15 protein-coding genes are annotated in these 17932 nt (G+C 72.6%); 7 read left to right on the top strand and 8 right to left on the bottom strand.

Features of this window, described 5'->3' with window-relative positions:
- Nucleotides 1–195: 195 nt before the first annotated feature.
- The 4 genes from FLW16_RS05910 (at nt 196) to FLW16_RS05925 (ending at nt 3932) form a co-directional block, all read left to right on the top strand.
- A complete protein-coding gene (locus FLW16_RS05910; protein WP_225898376.1) occupies nt 196–408 on the top strand; it encodes a hypothetical protein in 213 nt (70 codons plus the stop codon).
- A 275-nt stretch (nt 409–683) separates the two neighbouring features.
- A complete protein-coding gene (dapA, locus tag FLW16_RS05915) occupies nt 684–1598 on the top strand; it encodes a 4-hydroxy-tetrahydrodipicolinate synthase (RefSeq protein ID WP_142558439.1) in 915 nt (304 codons plus the stop codon).
- A gap of 101 nt (nt 1599–1699) precedes the next feature.
- The gene (locus FLW16_RS05920; RefSeq protein WP_142558441.1) at nt 1700–3385 is read left to right on the top strand and encodes a ribonuclease J; all 1686 of its coding nucleotides are present in this window, start codon (nt 1700–1702) and stop codon (nt 3383–3385) included.
- Between the two features lie 49 nt (nt 3386–3434).
- Nucleotides 3435–3932, top strand: coding sequence for a DUF402 domain-containing protein (locus tag FLW16_RS05925; protein WP_185949271.1), 498 nt, complete (start codon nt 3435–3437; stop codon nt 3930–3932).
- Here the strand turns inward: FLW16_RS05925 and FLW16_RS05930 are convergent.
- The 6 genes from FLW16_RS05930 to FLW16_RS44375 form a co-directional block, all read right to left on the bottom strand.
- Nucleotides 3925–5457, bottom strand: coding sequence for a DHA2 family efflux MFS transporter permease subunit (locus FLW16_RS05930; protein WP_142558443.1), 1533 nt, complete (start codon nt 5455–5457; stop codon nt 3925–3927). The two genes, FLW16_RS05925 and FLW16_RS05930, sit on opposite strands and share 8 nt — an antisense overlap.
- Before the next feature lie 31 nt (nt 5458–5488).
- The gene (locus FLW16_RS05935) at nt 5489–8749 is read right to left on the bottom strand and encodes a BTAD domain-containing putative transcriptional regulator (RefSeq protein WP_142558445.1); all 3261 of its coding nucleotides are present in this window, start codon (nt 8747–8749) and stop codon (nt 5489–5491) included.
- Nucleotides 8750–8796: 47 nt separating this feature from the next.
- On the bottom strand, nt 8797–9918 hold the full coding sequence (locus tag FLW16_RS05940) for a hypothetical protein (RefSeq protein WP_142558447.1): 1122 nt from the start codon (nt 9916–9918) through the stop codon (nt 8797–8799).
- The gene (locus FLW16_RS05945) at nt 9915–11174 is read right to left on the bottom strand and encodes a glucarate dehydratase family protein (protein ID WP_142558449.1); all 1260 of its coding nucleotides are present in this window, start codon (nt 11172–11174) and stop codon (nt 9915–9917) included. Before FLW16_RS05945 ends, FLW16_RS05940 begins: the two co-directional genes overlap by 4 nt.
- An 8-nt stretch (nt 11175–11182) precedes the next feature.
- Complete coding sequence (locus tag FLW16_RS05950) at nt 11183–12085, bottom strand: 5-dehydro-4-deoxyglucarate dehydratase (RefSeq protein WP_142558451.1); 903 nt, start codon at nt 12083–12085, stop codon at nt 11183–11185.
- Between the two features lie 90 nt (nt 12086–12175).
- Nucleotides 12176–12454, bottom strand: a complete 279-nt coding sequence (locus FLW16_RS44375) for a hypothetical protein (protein ID WP_221890923.1) — start codon at nt 12452–12454, stop codon at nt 12176–12178.
- A gap of 229 nt (nt 12455–12683) precedes the next feature.
- On the opposite strand from FLW16_RS44375, the gene FLW16_RS05960 reads away from it, so the two are divergent.
- The 3 genes from FLW16_RS05960 (at nt 12684) to FLW16_RS05970 (ending at nt 15465) form a co-directional block, all read left to right on the top strand.
- Nucleotides 12684–13487, top strand: a complete 804-nt coding sequence (locus FLW16_RS05960) for an NAD(P)-dependent oxidoreductase (RefSeq protein ID WP_142558453.1) — start codon at nt 12684–12686, stop codon at nt 13485–13487.
- Nucleotides 13459–14904: an aldehyde dehydrogenase (NADP(+)) gene (locus FLW16_RS05965; RefSeq protein ID WP_142558455.1), complete on the top strand. Its 1446-nt coding sequence runs from the start codon at nt 13459–13461 to the stop codon at nt 14902–14904. The genes FLW16_RS05960 and FLW16_RS05965 overlap by 29 nt, the downstream gene beginning before the upstream one ends.
- A gap of 132 nt (nt 14905–15036) precedes the next feature.
- On the top strand, nt 15037–15465 hold the full coding sequence (locus tag FLW16_RS05970) for an ester cyclase (RefSeq protein WP_185949272.1): 429 nt from the start codon (nt 15037–15039) through the stop codon (nt 15463–15465).
- 48 nt (nt 15466–15513) lie between these two features.
- Here FLW16_RS05970 and FLW16_RS05975 read toward each other — a convergent pair whose 3' ends face one another.
- Nucleotides 15514–16815 (bottom strand): polysaccharide lyase family 1 protein, encoded by a 1302-nt coding sequence (locus FLW16_RS05975; RefSeq protein ID WP_142558458.1) that lies wholly within the window; start codon nt 16813–16815, stop codon nt 15514–15516.
- A gap of 57 nt (nt 16816–16872) precedes the next feature.
- Entirely contained in the window at nt 16873–17790 is a 918-nt protein-coding gene (locus FLW16_RS05980) for a 5-dehydro-4-deoxyglucarate dehydratase (RefSeq protein ID WP_142558460.1), read from the bottom strand.
- Nucleotides 17791–17932: the final 142 nt, after the last annotated feature.

Below are 17932 nucleotides of genomic sequence, written 5' to 3' on the forward strand. Positions count from 1 at the left end.
TCCTCCAAATCTTGGCGTATTCGCCGGGCGACCGAGAGTGACGGAGATGGCCTGTGACTCCAACTTTGCCTGGTGAAAGGGCTGCTAATGGGTGATTGTGCCGCTAAGCGGCCAGGTGCTGATATTCCCCTCCCGCCGCCCTATCACGGCATCCATGCCAGCCCTCCCAGGGACGGGCACAAGCGGATCAACTGGATGAAGCCCACCAATCGCAGCGATCGCGTACGGGTGCGCCGCCACACGTGTGAGTGCAAGGCGACGATCTACGAGCTGTGCGCGGCGGGCGGACTGTTGTTCATCCGGCGGACGACACGGGGCAAGAAGGTGGAGATCCGTGAGACCGAGCGGCTCGTCGCCACCCGGATGGAGGAGCTGTGGGTGAGGCTCCTCTCGGGTGAGGTCCACTGATCCGCCGGGTGTTCCCCGCCGAGGCCCTGCGTCGGCCCCCGAAGGCACCCCCAGGGGTGCAGAAGCCACTGTTCGCGTCCTTCGGGAAAAATTTCGCCAGCGGTGTGTAACGTCCGCGTAAGGAGCGGCGATTCCCGGTTAGAGGTCGCTGATGTGTGTACCCCCGAGCACATATCGGCGGCCTCTTCCGCTGTCGGCGGCGCCCGCGGGGCGCTACTGGACATAACGGGGTGGCGAGGTCCATCACTCCTGCGGATCCGGGTACCGTTCGGTCTATGGCATCGCCTACTGGAACCTCCGACGCCCCCTTCGGCCGCACGCTGACCGCGATGGTCACACCGTTCACCTCAGACGGCGCCGTCGACTACGAGGGCGTCCAGCGGCTCGCGGCCTATCTGGTGGACGAGCAGCGCAACGACGGCCTGGTGGTCGGCGGCACCACGGGGGAGTCCCCCACCACCTCCGACGAGGAGAAGGACCGCATCCTCCGTGCGGTCGTCGAGGCCGTGGGCGACCGGGCCACCGTCGTGGCCGGCGCCGGGACGAACGACACGCGGCACAGCGTCGAGCTGGCCGAGGCCGCGGAGCGCGCGGGTGCGCACGGTCTCCTGGTGGTGACGCCGTACTACAACAAGCCGCCGCAGGAGGGCCTGCTCCGGCACTTCACGGCCGTCGCGGACGCGACCGGCCTTCCGGTGATGCTGTACGACATCCCCGGCCGCGCCGGGGTGCCCATCACGATCGAGACCCTGTTCCGGCTGGCCGAGCACCCGCGCATCGCCGCCGTCAAGGACGCCAAGGGCGACCTGTTCGCGGGCTCGCAGGTGATGGCCTCGACCGACCTCGTCTTCTACTCCGGCGACGACCTGCTGAACCTCCCGTGGCTCTCGGTCGGCGCGGCGGGGTACGTGAGCGTGGTGGGTCACGTGGTGGGCGCCGAGCTGGCCTCGATGGCCGACTCCTACCGGTCCGGTGACGTCGAGAACGCACTGGCCGTCCACCGTCGGCTCCTTCCGGTGGTCTCGGCGATCATGACACGCACCCAGGGGGCGATCATGGTCAAGGCGGCGCTGAAGCTGGTGGGCCAGGACGCCGGGTACGTCCGGCCGCCGCTCGTGGACGCCACGGAGGAGCAGATCACAGCGCTTCGGGAGGACCTCATCACGGGGGGCCTCAAGCTTGTGGATTAGATCAACAGATGGAGCCGAATGAGCGACTTGACCAGAAGAAGTGAAAACGGGGAACCGCGCGTGAGCGCGTACGGCGCGGGGCGCGGGGCGGAGGGCGCGGAATGAGTCATCCGCATCCCGAACTCGGGCCGCCTCCGCCGCTGCCGGAAAACGGCCTGCGCATCGTCGCGCTGGGCGGTCTCGGCGAGATCGGCCGCAACATGGCGGTCTTCGAGTACGACGGCCGTCTGCTCGTGGTGGACTGCGGCGTGCTGTTCCCCGAGCCCGACCAGCCGGGCGTGGATCTCATCCTGCCCGACTTCGACTACATACGGGGGCGGCTCGACGACATCGAGGCGCTCGTGCTCACGCACGCCCACGAGGACCACATCGGCGCGGTGCCGTACCTTCTGCGGGAGCGGCGCGACATCCCGATCGTCGGCTCGCGGCTGACGCTCGGGCTCATCGAGAGCAAGCTGAGCGAGCACCGGATACAGCCGGTCAAGGTCGAGGTGATCGAGGGCGAGCGGCGCTCGTTCGGGCCGTTCGAGTGCGAGTTCGTCTCGGTCAACCACTCGATCCCCGACGCGCTGGCCGTGGCGATCCGCACCCCGGCGGGCCTCGTCCTGCACACCGGCGACTTCAAGATGGACCAGCTTCCGCTGGACGGGCGGCTGACCGACCTCGGGGCGTTCGCCCGGCTCGGGGGCGAGGGCGTCGACCTGCTGATGTCCGACTCCACCAACTCGGAGGTGCCGGGCTTCGTCACCAGCGAGCGGGAGATCGCGCCGGTCATCGACGACGTGTTCCGCAGCGCGTCCAAGCGGATCATCGTGGCGAGCTTCGCCTCGCACATCCACCGCGTCCAGCAGATCATGGACGCGGCCGAGAAGCACGGCCGCAAGGTCGCGCTCATCGGCAGGTCGATGGTCCGCAACATGGGCGTGGCGCGCGAACTCGGCTACCTGAAGGTGCCCGGGGGCCTGCTCGTGGACTCCCGGGAGATCGAGGAGTGGCCGCCGGAGGACGTGGTGCTGATCTGCACCGGCTCCCAGGGCGAGCCGATGGCGGCGCTGTCGCGCATGGCCAACCGCGACCACCCGATCAGGATCGCCGAGGGCGACACCGTCCTGCTCGCCTCGTCGCTCGTGCCGGGCAACGAGACGGCGGTCAGCAAGGTCATCAACGGCCTCAACCGCTGGGGCGCGCGGGTGGTCCACAAGGGCAACGCGCGGGTGCACGTCTCCGGACACGCCGCCGCGGGCGAGCTGCTGTACGTGCTCAACCTCACCAAGCCGTCCAACTTCATGCCGGTGCACGGGGAGTGGCGGCACCTGCGGGCGCACGCCCGGCTGGCCGAGCTGACCGGCGTGCCCACGGAGAACATCGTGATCGCCGAGGACGGCGTGGTCGTGGACCTCGTCGACGGCCAGGCGAGGATCACCGGCGCGGTCCCGTGCGGGTACGTCTTCGTGGACGGCACCTCGGTGGGCGACATCACCGACGTGGCGCTCAAGGACCGGCGCATCCTGGGCGACGAGGGGTTCATCTCCATCGTCGTCGTCGTGGACTCCACCACCGGGAAGCTCACCGGCGGGCCGGAGATCACCGCGCGCGGCTCGGGCATCGACCCCGACGCGTTCGACGCGGTCGTCCCGCAGATCGAGGCCGCGCTGCAGGAGGTCGCCGCGTCCGGCGTGGCCGACGAGATGCAGATCCGCCGGACCATCCGGCGTACGGTGGGCCGCTGGGTGAGCGACACCTACCGCCGCCGCCCGATGATCATCCCGGTGGTCGTCGAGGTCTAGCCGGTAATCCCGTTGAACTCGGAGACGGGCGTGGCGTAGCGTCCCGCCCGTGTCCGAGGTGAGGATCATCTATCGCAAGTACGGCGGATCGCTCCATTGGCACCACCACGCGCGGGTGCTGGGCGAGGACGAGCACGGCGTCTGGGTCGGCTGTCCCTCCGGGATGATCGCCCAGCGGGGGCACGAGCCCTCGACGGTCTTCGAGTTCGCGTCCGTCATCCTGTTTCCCCGTGACGCGTGGTGGACGGCGGCGTTCAACGCGCCGCCGCACAAGGCGGAGATCTACTGCGACATCACGACGGTCCCCGTGCGCGGCGACGCCCGGATCACGATGGTCGACCTCGATCTCGACGTGCTCCGGATGCGCGACGGGCGGCTGATCCTGGACGACGAGGACGAGTTCGCCGAGCACCGGGTGCGGTACGCCTACCCGGAGGAGATCGTCCGCCAGGCGGAGCGGTCGGCCGCCTGGCTGATGGAGGCCGTGGGCGGCCGGACCGGTCCCTTCGGCGGCGCCCACGACCGCTGGCTGTCCCAAGTCACTTGACCGGGACCGGCTCGTCCACGGTCTCCGGGATCACCTTGGGCACGCCGCGCAGCGCGAACGGCACGGCGACCGCGAGCACGAGCAGGATGGCCGCGCCGGTCAGCACGGTGACGTGGATGCCCTCGACGAACGCCTGGCGGGCGGCCCGGGTGACGGCCCCCGCGGCGTCACCCGGGAGCGTGGCGGCGGCCTTCAGCGCGCCCGCGAGCGTGTCGCGGGCCTCGGCCGCCGCGCCGCCGGGCAGGCCGGGCGGAAGCACCAGGCCGTCGCGGTAGGCGCTGGTCAGCACGGTGCCGAGCACGGCGATGCCGAGCGCGCCGCCCATCTCGTGCGCGGTCTCCGAGATCGCGCTCGCCGCGCCGGCCCGCTCCTTGGGCACCGAGGCGAGCAGCGTGTCGCCGGTCACCGCGAACGTGAAGCCCATGCCGACGCCCTGGATGAGCATGGCGACCAGCATGTAGAGGTAGGGCGTCCCGGTATCGATCCGGCTGAACAGGATGAACCCGATCGCGGTCAGCACCAGCCCGAGGCTGACGACCGGTCCACGGCCCATGCGGTGCACGAGCACTCCGGACAACGCGCCCCCGAGGCCCCCGGCGAGGCCGCCCGGCATGCCGGCGAGCCCGGCGATCAGCGGCGACCAGCCCATGACGAGCTGGAAGTACTGCGCGAAGACCACCGACATGGCGAGCATCGCGAAGACCGCGACCAGTTCGGCGCCGACCGTGGCCGCGAACGCGCGCCGCCGGAACAGCGCGATGTCGATCAGCGGCTCGGCCAGCCGGGTCTGCCTGCGGACGAACACGACCAGCGCGGCGACCGCGATCACCGCCGCGACGATCACGGAGACCTGCGCGACACCGCCGGTCGTGGCCTCCTTCATCGCGTAGATCAGGCCCAGCACGCCCACGGCGGACAGCGGGACGCTGACGAGGTCGAGCCGTCCGGGACGGGGGTTGCGCGACTCGGGCAGCACGACGAACCCGGCGGCCAGGACGGCCACGACGACGGGCACGTTGATCAGGAAGACCGAGCCCCACCAGAAGTGGCCGAGCAGCAGGCCGCCGACGATCGGCCCGAGGGCGAAGCCGACCGCACCCACGCTGCTCCAGACGCCGACCGCGGTGGTCCGCTCCTTCGGGTCGGGGAACACGTTGCGGATCAGCGACAGCGTCGAGGGCATGATCGTCGCGCCGGCCACGCCGAGCAGCGCGCGGGCGGCGATCAGCAGCGGCGCGTTCGGCGCGTACGCCGTCAGCGCCGAGGTCGCGCCGAAGGCGGCCAATCCGACGAGCAGCAGCCGCCTGCGCCCGATCCGGTCACCGAGGTTGCCCATGGTGACGAGCAGCGCGGCCAGGGCGAAGCCGTAGATGTCGGCGATCCACAGCAGCTGGGTGGCCGACGGCGCGAGGTCCTCGCCGAGCTTCGGCAGGGCGAGGTGCAGCACGGTGAGGTCGACGGACAGCAGGAGCATGGCCAGGCAGGCGATGACCAGCGTGCCCCACTTGCGGGAGGTGTCGTTCATGGCCGTCAGCGTGCGCGCGGACGCTGACGGCTCACCCACCGAGCGCTGACAGGTGCCCTTCGACGATGGTCAGCGCCGCCGCATCCGTGTCCGCGGTGACCGCCATCCGCTCGCGCGCGTACGCCCTGCCCTGGCCGTACGCCCGGTCGAACGCGTCGCCGCCGAGGGCGGCCCGGGAACGCGCCTCGACCCGGGCGACGTCCGGGTCGCCCGCGGCCGGAGCCCCGCGCAGGGCGGCGCCCACGCCCAGCAGCCACGCGGACCGGCCGGGCTCCCCCTCCAGCAGTGCGACGCCTGCGACTCCCTCCGCGACCGCGGCGGTCATTCCGAAGCTGCGGCGGGTGCCGGGCATGGTGGTGAGGGCGCGGCGGTGCCACGCCAGCGCCTCGCCGGCCGACTCGGAGTTCTGCGCGGCCCAGCCGAGCGCGAGGTAGACGCGCGAGCGCGTCTCCTCGACGTTGAACCACGCGGTCGTGCACTCCGCCAGGGCCGCCTCGTACCGGCGCCGGGCCCCGGCCATGTCGCCGTCCAGCCTGGCGAGCTCGCCGAGCCCGAGAAGCGCCGCGGCGAGCACCTCAGGGGCGCCCGTGCGGCGGGACAGCGCGGCGGCGCGGTCGTAGTCGTCCTTCGCGGCGTCCACGCGTCCGGAGCGCATCCGTGCCCAGGCGCGCCGGCAGAGGGTCTCCGCGACGTCCGACGTCGCGCCGAGCCGCTCGGCCAGCTCGAGCGCCTCGTTGACCAGCGCCTCGACCTGTTCGTGGTCTCCCCGCCGGTCGGCGACGTCCGCCACCGCGGACAGGATGATCACCAGGACCCACAGGTCGCCGATGGAACGGGCCTCTCGGAGCGCTTCGGCGAGCTCCTGTTCCGCCTCCGCGAGCCGGCCGTCGAACATCTTCAGGTACGAGAGGCTGAAGCGGCTGAGCGTCCGCGTCCACGGGTCGTGGTTGAGCGCGTCGAACAGGCCCGCCATGTCGTGGAACTCCTCCCGCGGGGGCGGGCCGTTGATCAAGGCGTGCAGGACGAGGAGGAACGGCTGCCGGGGCGGCATGGGCAGGGTGTAGGTCCGCCGGACGGCCTCGGCCACGCGGGTGTCCAGGCCGGGGCCGCTCATTCCGCCCCAGCCCACGAGGCAGGCGCAGACGATGTACTCCTCTTCCAGCCCCTCGGGCGGCGCGGAGCCGATCCTGCCGAGCAGTTCGGCGGCCGGCCGGGCCGCCTCCCCACGCAGGCCGCGCAGGATCCAGTAGCCGGCCGTGGCGGACATCAGCCGCAGCCCGCCCTCCGCGTCACCCGCGCGGGCGGCCCGGCGCAGCGCGGCGGTGAGGTTCTCGTGCTCGCCGTCGAGCCGCCGCAGCCACTCGATCTGGCGGGGGCCGCGCAGGTGGGGGTCGGCCGCGGCGGCCAGGTCCAGGAAGTACGCGAGGTGGGCCTTGCGCATGGACTCGCCCTCGCCCGCCTCGACCAGCCGTTCGGCGCAGAACGCCCGGATCGTCTCCAGCATCCGGTAGCGGTCGTCCACCACCTCGACGAGGGACTTGTCCACCAGCGAGGCGAGCACGCCGTCGGTGTCGGGCACGCCGCACACCCGCTCGGCCGCCTCCAGCGTCGCGCCGCCCGCGAACACCGTCAGGCGCCGGGCGAGCGCGCGTTCCGGCTCGTCGAGCAGGTCCCAGCTCCACTCGACGACCGCGCGCAGCGTCCGGTGGCGCGGCTGCGCCGTACGGCTGCCTCGCGACAGCAACGCGAAGCGCGGCGCGTCGCCCTCCGACTCGGAATCGCCGGTCCCGAGACGGGCGGCGATCTGGGCCAGGGGCAGCGAGCGCAGCCGCGCCGCGGCCAGCTCGACGGCCAGCGGCAGCCCGTCCAGCGCCCGGCAGATCCGCAGCACGTGCGCGACGTCGCCGGGCGCGAAGGCGAGGCCGGGCCGCACGGCGGCCGCCCGCTCGGCGAACAGCCGTACGGCCGGGTAGGCGAGCGCGTCCTCGACGGTGAGCTCGGCCGTGGGCTCGCCAGAGGGTGGCGGAACCCGCAGCGGGGGAATCGGGCACAGGCGCTCGCCGGTGATGCCGAGCGCCTCCCTGCCGGTGGCAAGCACGCGCAGGGTGGGGCACGCCGCGAGCAGCCGGTCGGCGAGCCAGGCCGCCTCCTCCACGACGTGCTCGCAGTTGTCGAGCACGAGCAGCACCGGCCGCAGAGTGAGTGCCGCCACCAGGCGGGCGACGGGATCGGCGGTGCCCTGCCGGGTCCCGGGAGTGGGGATGACCACGGCCGTCTCGCGCAGCCCGAGCGCGCCGAGTACGGCCTGCGGCACGTCGGCGCCGTCGGTGAGCGGGGCCAGTTCCACGAAGCAGACCTCGCCGGGCCACCGGGTGGCCGCCTCGAGCGCCAGCCGGGTCTTCCCGGTGCCGCCCGGACCGGTCAGCGTCACCAGCCGCGCCTCGGTGAGCAGCGCCTCGATGCGCTCCAGCTCGGCGGCGCGGCCCACGAGAGAGGTGAGCGGCACCGGCCTCCCGCCGGGCACGGCGGAGGCGGGGGTGAGGGCCGGATCGGAGCGCAGCACCGCGAGGTGGATCGCGGACAGCTCGGCCGACGGGTCGGCGCCCAGCTCGTCGGCGAGGATCCGCCGGGCGTCGTCGTAGGCGGCCAGCGCCTCCGCCGGGCGGCCCGCGGCGTACAGCGCGCGCATGAGCTGCCCGCGCGAGCGCTCCCGCAGCGGGTGGGCGGCGACCCGTTCCTGCAGTTCGGGGAGCAGGTCGCGGTGTCTTCCGAGGGCGAGGCCCGCCTCGGCGAGGTCCTCGGCGGCCGACAGGCGCAGTTCCTCAAGCCGGACCGCCTGGGCGGGCGCGAACGGCGCGTCGGGCACGTCCGCGAGCGCCGGGCCGCGCCACAGCGCGAGGGCCTGGCCGAGCAGGCCGGCGGCCCGGGCGGGGTCGCCCGCGTCGAGCGCCCGCCGCCCCTCGGCCGCCAGCCGTTCGAAGCGCGAGGCGTCCACGTCGTCCGGGTCCACCGCCAGCCGGTAGCCCGCGGGTTCCCGCACGACCAGGTCGCCCAGGTCGCCCAGGCTGCCGAGGTGCCGGCGCAGCCGCGACACCTGGGCCTGCAGCGCGTTGTCCGCTCCGGACGGAGGCTCGGCGCCGTACAGGCCGTCGATCAGTCGGTCGGTGGTGACCACCCGCCCCGCGTTGAGGAGCAGCAGGCCGAGCAGCGCCCGCAGCCCCGGCCCGCCGACCGGCACCGGGCGGTCGCCGTCGGGCCGCGCCTCCGTCGGGCCGAGGATGCCGAACCGCATGCCCATGATTGTCCCGCATCGTGCGGTCCTGTGCGGCGCGGCGCGGCTCAGCGGCCGACGGCCTCCGCGATCGCCTTCAGCCGGGCCGCGGAGGCGAGGCCGCCGTGATACCAGTGGATCTCGGCGGCGCCGGCCGCGGTGTAGGCGTCGGCCAGGAACGACAGCGCCGCGCCGTCCGCCGGGCGCGGGGGCAGGGCCAGCACGTACGCGCCCACGCGGGGGCCGAGCCGGCCCAGGGCGCGCAGCCCGGCCTCGTCCACCTCGGGCGCGTTCCAGCAGTTGCCGACGAGCAGGTCGACGTCCACCCCCTCGGGCACGGTCGTGAACGGGCCGGTCGCCCACGGATCGGCGCTGGCGTGCAGGGCGATCTTCAGATCAGGACGCACGGCCCTGGCCTCGGCCAGCAGCAGGTCGCGCAGTTCGCCGGCGAGCCCGGTGCGCAGGTCGCGCATCGCGCCGGCCAGGTCGCCGAGCGCGTCCTCGACCGAGCCCGGCGCGCCGTCCACGCCCGCCCGCACCCGCGCGCGGACCTCGGCGACGTCCAGCCCGGCCGCCTCGTAGCGGCGTACGCAGGCCGCGCAGAAGCACAGCGACAGCAGCGCGATCTGCGCGGGCGACCAGTCCGCGCCGTCGGTCTTCTCGTGGTGGCCGCCGTGGCGGAAGCCGAGCGCGCCGCACGCCTCCAGGATCAGCGCGTCGGGGTCGCCTGCCTCGACGACCTCGTGGACCAGCGTGCGGCAGTAGTCGCGCACGTCGGCCGCCGCCGGGCACAGCGCGTACGGGTAGATCTCGCCGAAGGCGTTGGTGACCACCAGGTCGGGGTTGGCCGAGCCGAGCAGCGTGTTGTGGGTCAGCACGGTCCACGCCTGGACCGGCAGGCCGGCGGCGCGCAGGGCGTCCCTGGCCTCCCCGAACGGGTCGGGGGAGTCGACCCACGACGGCGTGCCGGGCACGAGCCGGTTGCCCTTCCACGCCTCCTCGCGTACGGGGACGTAGCAGGCCGCGTGCCGCGCCTCGACCAGCCGGTGGGCCGGATGGGCGGGGGTCGCCGCGCGGGTGGTGTGGTAGGAGGCGGCGAGCGCCACCGCGTCGACGCCGAGCGCCTTGAGGCGTTCGGCGGCGGCGGGGTCGCCGACGATGTCCCAGGGGTAGGCGTAGATGACGTTCACCAGCGTGGCCTCCGTGCCGAGAAGGACGGGTCGACGGACCTCATGTACGTCGTGTCGTCGCGGGAGCGGACCCCGCACTTCTCATACTGCTCGTTCATGATTGCGAGGGCGTCGCGGTCCAGTTCCACCCCGAGCCCCGGGCCGTCCGGCACCGGGACCGCGCCGTCCACGAACCGCAGCGCGCCGGGGGCGACCACGTCCTGGCCGTCCTGCCAGGGGGTGTGGGTGTCGCAGGCGTGGGTGACCGCCGGGGTGGCGGCGGCCAGGTGGGTCATCGCGGCGAGGCTGATGCCGAGGTGGGAGTTGGAGTGCATGGACAGCTCGATGCCGAAGGTCTCGCACAGCGTGGCGATGTGCGCCGAGCGCACCAGACCGCCCCAGTAGTGGTGGTCGGTCAGCAGCACGCCGATCGCTCCCTGGCGTACGGCAGGCGGGATGTGCTCGGGGGTGACGACGCACATGTTCGTGGCGAGCGGCATCGGCACCTCGGCGGCGACCCGCGCCATGCCCTCGATGCCCTCGGTGGGGTCCTCCAGGTATTCGAGCACGCCGTCGAGCTCGCGGCCCACCCGGATCGAGGTCTCCACGCTCCAGACGGCGTTGGGATCGAGGCGCAGCGGATGCTCGGGGAACGCCTCACGCAGCGCACGGATCGCCTCGACCTCCTGCTCGGGCGGGAACACGCCGCCCTTGAGCTTGATCGAGCGGAAGCCGTACCGGCCGATCAGCAGGCGGGCCTGCTCGACCACACCCTCCGGGTCGAGTGCGGCGCCGAAGCCGTCCTCCGGCGCGCCCGGATGCCCCGCCCATTTGTAGAACAGGTAGGCGCTGTACGGCACGGCGTCGCGCACCCTGCCGCCGAGCAAGTCCACGATCGGCCGGTCCGCCGCCTTGCCGCGGATGTCCAGGCAGGCGACCTCGAAGGGGGAGAAGATCCGGTCGACGGTCTTGGCCCGTGAGGAGGTGCCGGTCAGGCCGTGCAGGTCGGTGACGACGTCGGCCCCGACGAGGCCGGCCACGGTGGCGTACATCGCGTTGTGCCCGTAGACGTCGTGGCCGATCAGCGCCTCGGCGGCGGCCCGCACCCGCACGAGGTGGTCGAGGTCGCCGTAGGTCTCCCCGAGGCCGGTCAGGCCCTCGTCGGTGACGACCTCGACGACCGTGCGCAGCGCCCACGGCTCGTGCACACCTGCGGCGTTGAGCAGCGGCGGGTCGCGGAAGGCGACCGGCGTGACGTTGATCTCGCGAATCCTCATCCGGCTCCTCATCCGACGATGTCCAGTCCGGTCGCGATCAGCTTCTCCAGCCGGGCGACGTGCTCGGGGGCCGCGTCGACCAGCGGCGGCCGCACCCGGCCCACGTCGAGGCCGCGCAGGGCGACGCCCGCCTTGACGAGCGAGACGGCGTAGCCGGGCACGAGGTCGCGCAGCTCGACCAGTGGGCGGTAGAAACCGGCGAGCAGGCGCCGGACGAGGTCGTCGTCCCCGGCGGTCACGGCCTTGTGGAAGGCCAGCGCCACCTCGGGGACGAAGCAGAACACGGCGGAGGAGTACAGGCTCACGCCGATCCCCCGGTAGGCGGGCACGGTCATCTCGGCCGTCGGCAGCCCGTTGAAGAAGGTGAAGTCGCGGTCGGTCGCCTCCCTGACGGCGAGGACGATCCGCTGCATCGCGTCGATGTCGCCGAGGCCGTCCTTGAACCCGACGACGTTGGGGATCTCGGTCAGCGTCGCCGCGGCGGCGGCCGTGAAGCGGGCGTTGGCCCGCTGGTAGACGATGATCGGCAGGTCGGTGGCCGCCGCGACCTCGCGGACGTAGCGCACCAGTCCCTCGGCGGGCGCGCTGACCAGGTAGGGCGGCAGCAGCAGCAGACCGTCCGCGCCCGCGTCGGCGGCCCTGCGCGCGCACTCGCGGGCGAACGGGAGCGAGCCGCCGGCGCCGGACAGGACGGGAACCCGCCCGCCCGCCGACTCGACGGCGATCCGCACCACCCGCGCGTACTCGTCGATGCCCAGCGCGTTGAACTCGCCAGTGCCGCAGGCGGCGAACACCCCGCCCGCGCCCTCGGTCACCCCTCGGGTCACGTGCTTGGCCAGCACGTCCTCGGCCAGCTCACCGTCCGGGCCGAACGGTGTGACCGGAAAGAAGAGAACGCCGTCGAGCTGCATCCGCCCACTCCCTTGATGTCCACATATATGGACAAAGTTCTTCAATATGTCCACGAAGCTAGCCGGGTGATCCGACGAAAGTCAACCTGGTCACCTTTTGCCCGCGCCGCTGGTCAGCCCGCGCATGAACTGCCGCTGGAAGGCCGGGAACGCGATGATCGAGGGCAGCGCCGGCAGGGACGCCGCGAGCGTGAAGCCGGTCGGGTCGAGCGTCCGGCCGAGCGCGCTCTGCGGACCCGGACCCGCAGGCCGCCGGCGGCATGGCGAGCGCCGGGGCGACCGCGGTCGTACGTAACCGACCGAGTAGATGACGGTGACCGGGTAGATGACGCGGCATACGCCCGCCTCCAGTTCACGCGGACTGTTCACGTTTCTGAATCGGTTCCGCAATTGTGTTCACTTGCTAGCAAGACCGTAGAAATTGACAACAGTTGCGTCAAGAAGAGATCTTTGGTCAGATATGTGAATTATGCCCGTACTTGTGAACAGTTGGAGGTTGCTGCGAGACTGGCGCCGTTCGGCATTGACACGGTCCGTACGTCGCGCGGACGACACGGAGCGCCGCGCTCTGTTGCCGGGCCGATCCGACAGGAGGCACATGCGAATTCTCATGACCGGCGCGGCGGGCGGCGTCGGCACCCTGCTGCGACCCCGGCTGGCCAGGGAGGGGCGCGTGCTGCGCCTGCTCGACGTCGTCCCGCTGGAGGCGGGGCCGGGCGAGGAGGCGGTGACCGCCGACATCACCGACCCCGAGGCGATGGACGCGGCGATGGACGGCGTGGACGCGGTGCTGCACCTGGGCGGCCACAGCCTCGAACAGCCGTGGGCGGACATCCTGCAGGTCAACATCCACGGCACCTATGTGGTGTTGGAGGCCGCGCGGCGGGCCGGAGTGCGCCACGTCGTGCTGGCCAGCAGCAACCACGCGGTCGGGTTCTTCCCGCGCAGCGCGGGCGAGGCCCCCGACTACCTGTTCCCGCGCCCCGACACCTTCTACGGCGTGAGCAAGGTGACCAAGGAGGCGCTCGGCTCGCTCTACCACGACCGTTACGGCATGCAGGTGACGTGCCTGCGCATCGGCTCGTGCTTCGAGCAGCCCAGGGACGTGCGCATGCTGTCGACCTGGCTGTCCCCCGACGACTGCGCCCGGCTGGCCGAGGCGTCGCTGGCGGCCGACGGCTTCCACGTGGTGTGGGGCGTGTCGGCCAACACGCGCCGCTGGTGGTCGCTGGAGGAGGGCCGGGCCATCGGCTACGAGCCCAAGGACGACTCGGAGGCCTACGCCGAGAAGCTGATCGCCGAGCACGGCGAGCCCGATCTCGGCGAGCTGCCGCACTCGCTGGTCGGCGGGGCGTTCTGCGGCCCCCGCTACGATGTCGAGAACCTTACGGCGGGGGGATGAGGTGACCGGCCAGGTGAACGACGACGTCCAGGCGGCGGTCGAGCGGGCGGCCGCGGCGGGCGAGGCGTGGCGGGCGACGCCCCCGGCCGAGCGCGCCACCGTGCTCGAAGGCGTCTCCGACGCCCTGCTCAAGCACGCCGAGGAGCTGTGGCCGGCCGCCGCGGAGGAGACCCGGCTGCCGGAGGCGCGGCTGCGCGGCGAGATCGCCCGTACGGCCGCGCAGTTCCGGCTGTTCGCCGACGTCCTGCGCGACGGCGGCTGGATCGAGGCGGTGATCGACCACCCCGACCCCGGCGCCACTCCGCCGTGTCCCGACGTGCGCCGGATGAACCACCCGCTCGGCGTCGTGGCCGTCTTCGCGGCCAGCAACTTCCCCTTCGCGTTCTCGGTGGCGGGCGGCGACACGGTGTCGGCGCTCGCGGCCGGCTGCCCGGTCGTGGTCAAGGCCCACGAGGGGCATCCCCGCACCTCCGACCTGACCGCCTCCGTCGTACGGCAGGCCCTGCCCGACCCCGACCTGCTCGGGCTCGTGCACGGGTTCGAGGCGGGGGCCCCGCTGGTGAAGCATCCGCTCGTCACGGCGGTCGGCTTCACCGGCTCGCTCGCGGGCGGGAAGGCCATCCAGAAGCTGATCGACGAGCGGCCCGACCCCATCCCGTTCTACGGCGAGCTGGGCAGCGTCAACCCGGTCGTCGTGCTGCCCTCGGCCGGCCCCGCCGAGGTGGCCTCCGGGTTCGCGGCCTCGCTGACGCTGGGCGTGGGGCAGTTCTGCACCAACCCCGGCCTGGTGTTCGTCCCGGCGGAGGGAGGGTTCGAGCAGGCCGTCGCCGAGGCGGTCGCCGCCACCACCGGCGGGCCCATGCTGACCGCCAAGATCCGCGAGGGCTACCTGCGGGCGTCCGGCCGGCTGGCCGAGCGGCTCACCGTGCTGGCGAGCGGGGACGCGGTGGACGGCATCACCCCGCAGGTCTTCGCCGCCGACCTGGAGGCGTTCGCGGACGGGCTGCCCGAGCTGGGGGAGGAGTGCTTCGGCCCGTCGGCGATCGTCGTCCGCTACCGCGACCCCGCCGACCTGCCCGCCGTGCTGCGCCGGCTGCCCGGGTCGCTGACCGCGACCGTCCACGCGGCCGGCCCGGAGGAGGCCCGCGACCTCGTGCCGGTCCTGCGCCGGCTGGCCGGGCGGCTCATCTGGAACGGCTGGCCCACCGGTGTCGCCGTCTGCTGGGCGATGCACCACGGCGGCCCCTGGCCCGCCTCCACGGCCCCGGCGCACACCTCCGTCGGCGCGGCCTCGATCAGGCGCTGGACGACCCCCGTGGCCTACCAGGACTGGCCGGCGGATCTGCTGCCGCCGGAGCTGCGCGACGACAACCCCCTCGGTGTGCCGCAACGCGTGGACGGCCGCCTGCGCGCCTGACGCCGCCACGTGTTCTCCCGCGCCGCTCTCCCCTCGGGGGAGCGGCGCCCGCGTGCCCGGACCCGGACGAGAAGGACGAAAACCGCGTCTCGATAGCCTGGACTTCCGGACGCGGGAATCGGGGGTCTCGCCGTGGCCGACGTGGTGGACCGATACTTCAGTGCGTACAACGCCCACGATCTGGACGCGGTCATGGGGTGCTACTGCTCCAAGCCCGTCGCGGTGGGGCCGGGCGGCCCGGTGGAGGGCCGTTCCGAGGTGGCGTCCTACCACACCGTGATCTGGCAGGCGTTCCCCGACGTGCACGTCACGGTGTTGCGGAAGGTCGTGGACCGCGAGGCGACGGCGATCACCGCGGTGGGGACCGGCAGGCACACCGGGCCGTTCCCGATCACCACGGGCGAGGTGCTCCAGGGCACCGGGCGGTACGTCAGCGTGCGGTGCTGCTGGTTCTTCGCCGCGGAGGGCGGCCTGATCGTCGACCAGCAGGTCTTCTTCGACCAGCTGGAGCTGTATCTCCAGCTCGGGCTGCCGCTGTCCCGCCTCGGCCTGCCGCCGTAAGGGCGCGCGCGGCCCCCGGCACTCACAGGGGCCGCGCGCCGCCGGCCGTCAGTGGATCTCGCCGGCCCCGGCGTGCCGGGAGACCTCCCTGCGCACGGTCTCGGCGGGGTCGATCCCCGTGTGCAGGGTCGGCGTCCAGCCCGCGTCGGCGCCGAGGTCGGGGTCGTTCTTCGCGTTGTAGGCGGCGATCAGGTCGACGGGCTGCTCCTTGCCGCCGACCCGCAGCAGGTTGCCCTTGGCCGTGAGCGTCGTGCCGCCCCAGTTGTAGAGCAGGTCGGCCGGGTCCACGCTCCGGCTCAGCCGGAAGTAGTTGTTCTCGGCGTAGATCTGCGACTCCACGCCCACGCCCAGCGCGTACTCGAAGGGCTCGGCGTCGGGCACCTGGTAGTAGTTGTTGTAGACGTGCACCTTGCCGAACCGCACGCGGGGCAGCCGCTGCAGGTTGCCGGAGAACTCGTTGTGGTGCACGGTGACGCTGAGCTTGCCCCGGTCGTTGGCGGGGTTGTTGGTCGAGCCGATCAGCATCGTCTTGTCGTGGTCGGAGAACCTGTTCCACGACACGGTCACGAAATCGGACGCGCTGGTGATGTCCGCCTGCCCGTCGTGCACCTGGTAGGGCCGGCCGAAGTAGACCGGCTGGTTCGAGTCGGGGTTGTCCCCGTCGGTGAACGAGTTGTGGTCGATCCAGACGTGGGTCGAGCTGGTGACCGAGATGTTGTCGTAGAGGGAGTTCCAGTTGCCCTCGGCGCCGTCGGTGGGGTCCCACTGGGGGAAGCAGTCGGCCGCGTCCTCGAACCGGATGTTCCGGATGATGACGTTGTCCGCCTTGTCCACGTGCAGGTTGATGTGCCGGATGGTCGCCCCCGGCAGGCCCACGATCGTGGTGTCGGACGGCACCTTGAGCTTGATGTACTTCGTCTGCGCCGCGGCGGAGGCCGCCCGCGCGTCCTCCATCGGCCCGGACGGCTCGGTGTCGCGCCCCCACACCGCCGGGTCGTACGCCGCGAGGTAGCCGGCCAGCGTGTAGCCGCCGGTGGCGAAGTCCGCGCAGGTCCTGTCGACGTCGATGACGCCCTTGACGTAGATGATGCGGGGGCCGGGGGAGGCGAGCGCCGCGGCCAGGCCCGCGCGGTCGGTGACCACGTGGATGTTCGACGCGGGGGCCGCCGCGCCGCCGGTGGTGCCGGTGCCGGCCGAGGCCCAGCCGTCGCCCGCGGGCAGCGTCTGCCGCCCGAGATCGGCCGGCTTCCCGGCCGGCGGGGTGGCCGCCCCGGCGGGGCCCGCTCCCAGCACGGGGACGGCGGCCGTGATCGCGAGGGCGGCCGACGGGAGTAAGGATCTTCCGGGCATGACTGTCTCCGTTCCGCGGTCGCTCCCCCGAGACGAGTCCGTACGCGTCGCCGGCGCTCAGGCCGGGTTGGGCGACCGCTCCAGTTCTTCGAGAAGGGCGAGACCGCGGTCGATCAGCGCGGCGAGCCTGTCGAGGTGCTCGGGGCCGGGATCGGACAGCGGCCGGCGGACGGGTCCCACGTCCAGACCACGCAGGCGCACACCCGCCTTGATGAGCGAGACGGCGTACCCCGGGCCCTCGCCGCGGAGGTCGACCAGGGGACGGTAGAAGCCCTCGATCAGACGGTTCGCGACGTCGTCGCGGCCGTCCCGCAGCGCCCGGTAGCAGGCGAGCGCGAGGTCGGGGAGGAAACAGAAGACGGCGGAGGAGTAGCGGACCACCCCGAGGTCCCGGTAACCGAGCTGGGACAGCTCCGCCGTCGGCATGCCGTTGAAGTAGAGCATTCCGGGCGGGGCGGCCTCGATGATCCGGCGCATGAGGCCGAGGTCGCCGTAGCCGTCCTTGAGCCCGATGACGTTCGGGTGCTCCGCGAGCGCCGCGACCGTCTCCGGCTCGAAGACGGCGTTGTCCCGCTGGTAGAGGATGATCGGCAGCCGGGTGCCGTCCGCGATCGCCTCGTAGTGGCGGCGCAGGCCGTCCTGGCCCGCCTGCACGAGGTAGGGCGGCAGCGCCAGCAGGGCCGAGGCCCCGCCGTCCGCCGCCGCCCTGGCGAACTCCAGGGCCATCGCGGTGCCGTAGCCGGTCCCGGCGACCACCGGGACGCGCCCGGCCGCCTCCTCGACCGCCGCGGCCACGCAGGCGGTGTAGTCGCGCAGGCTGAGCGAGGGGAACTCACCGGTGCCGCAGCAGGCGAACACCGCGCCGCACCCCGCCTCGACGCCCTGCCGCACGTGCCGGCGGAACACCTCGAGGTCGAGCCGCTCCTCCTCGTCGCAGGGCGTGACCGGGAAGAACAGCAGGCCGTCGAATGTCACCGGCTTCCTCCGTCATCCTTCTGAACCTGATTCATATTCATGAACTTCATGAACACCGGGACCGTACGGCGAGGGGCGGCGTGTGGTCAAGACGCGCACGCCGAGAGGGCAATGTCTCGAATACGACACGGGTTCTTGACAG

Origin of the sequence: Microbispora sp. KK1-11 (genome assembly GCF_006874435.1) — a bacterium.
Lineage (GTDB): Bacteria > Actinomycetota > Actinomycetes > Streptosporangiales > Streptosporangiaceae > Microbispora > Microbispora catharanthi.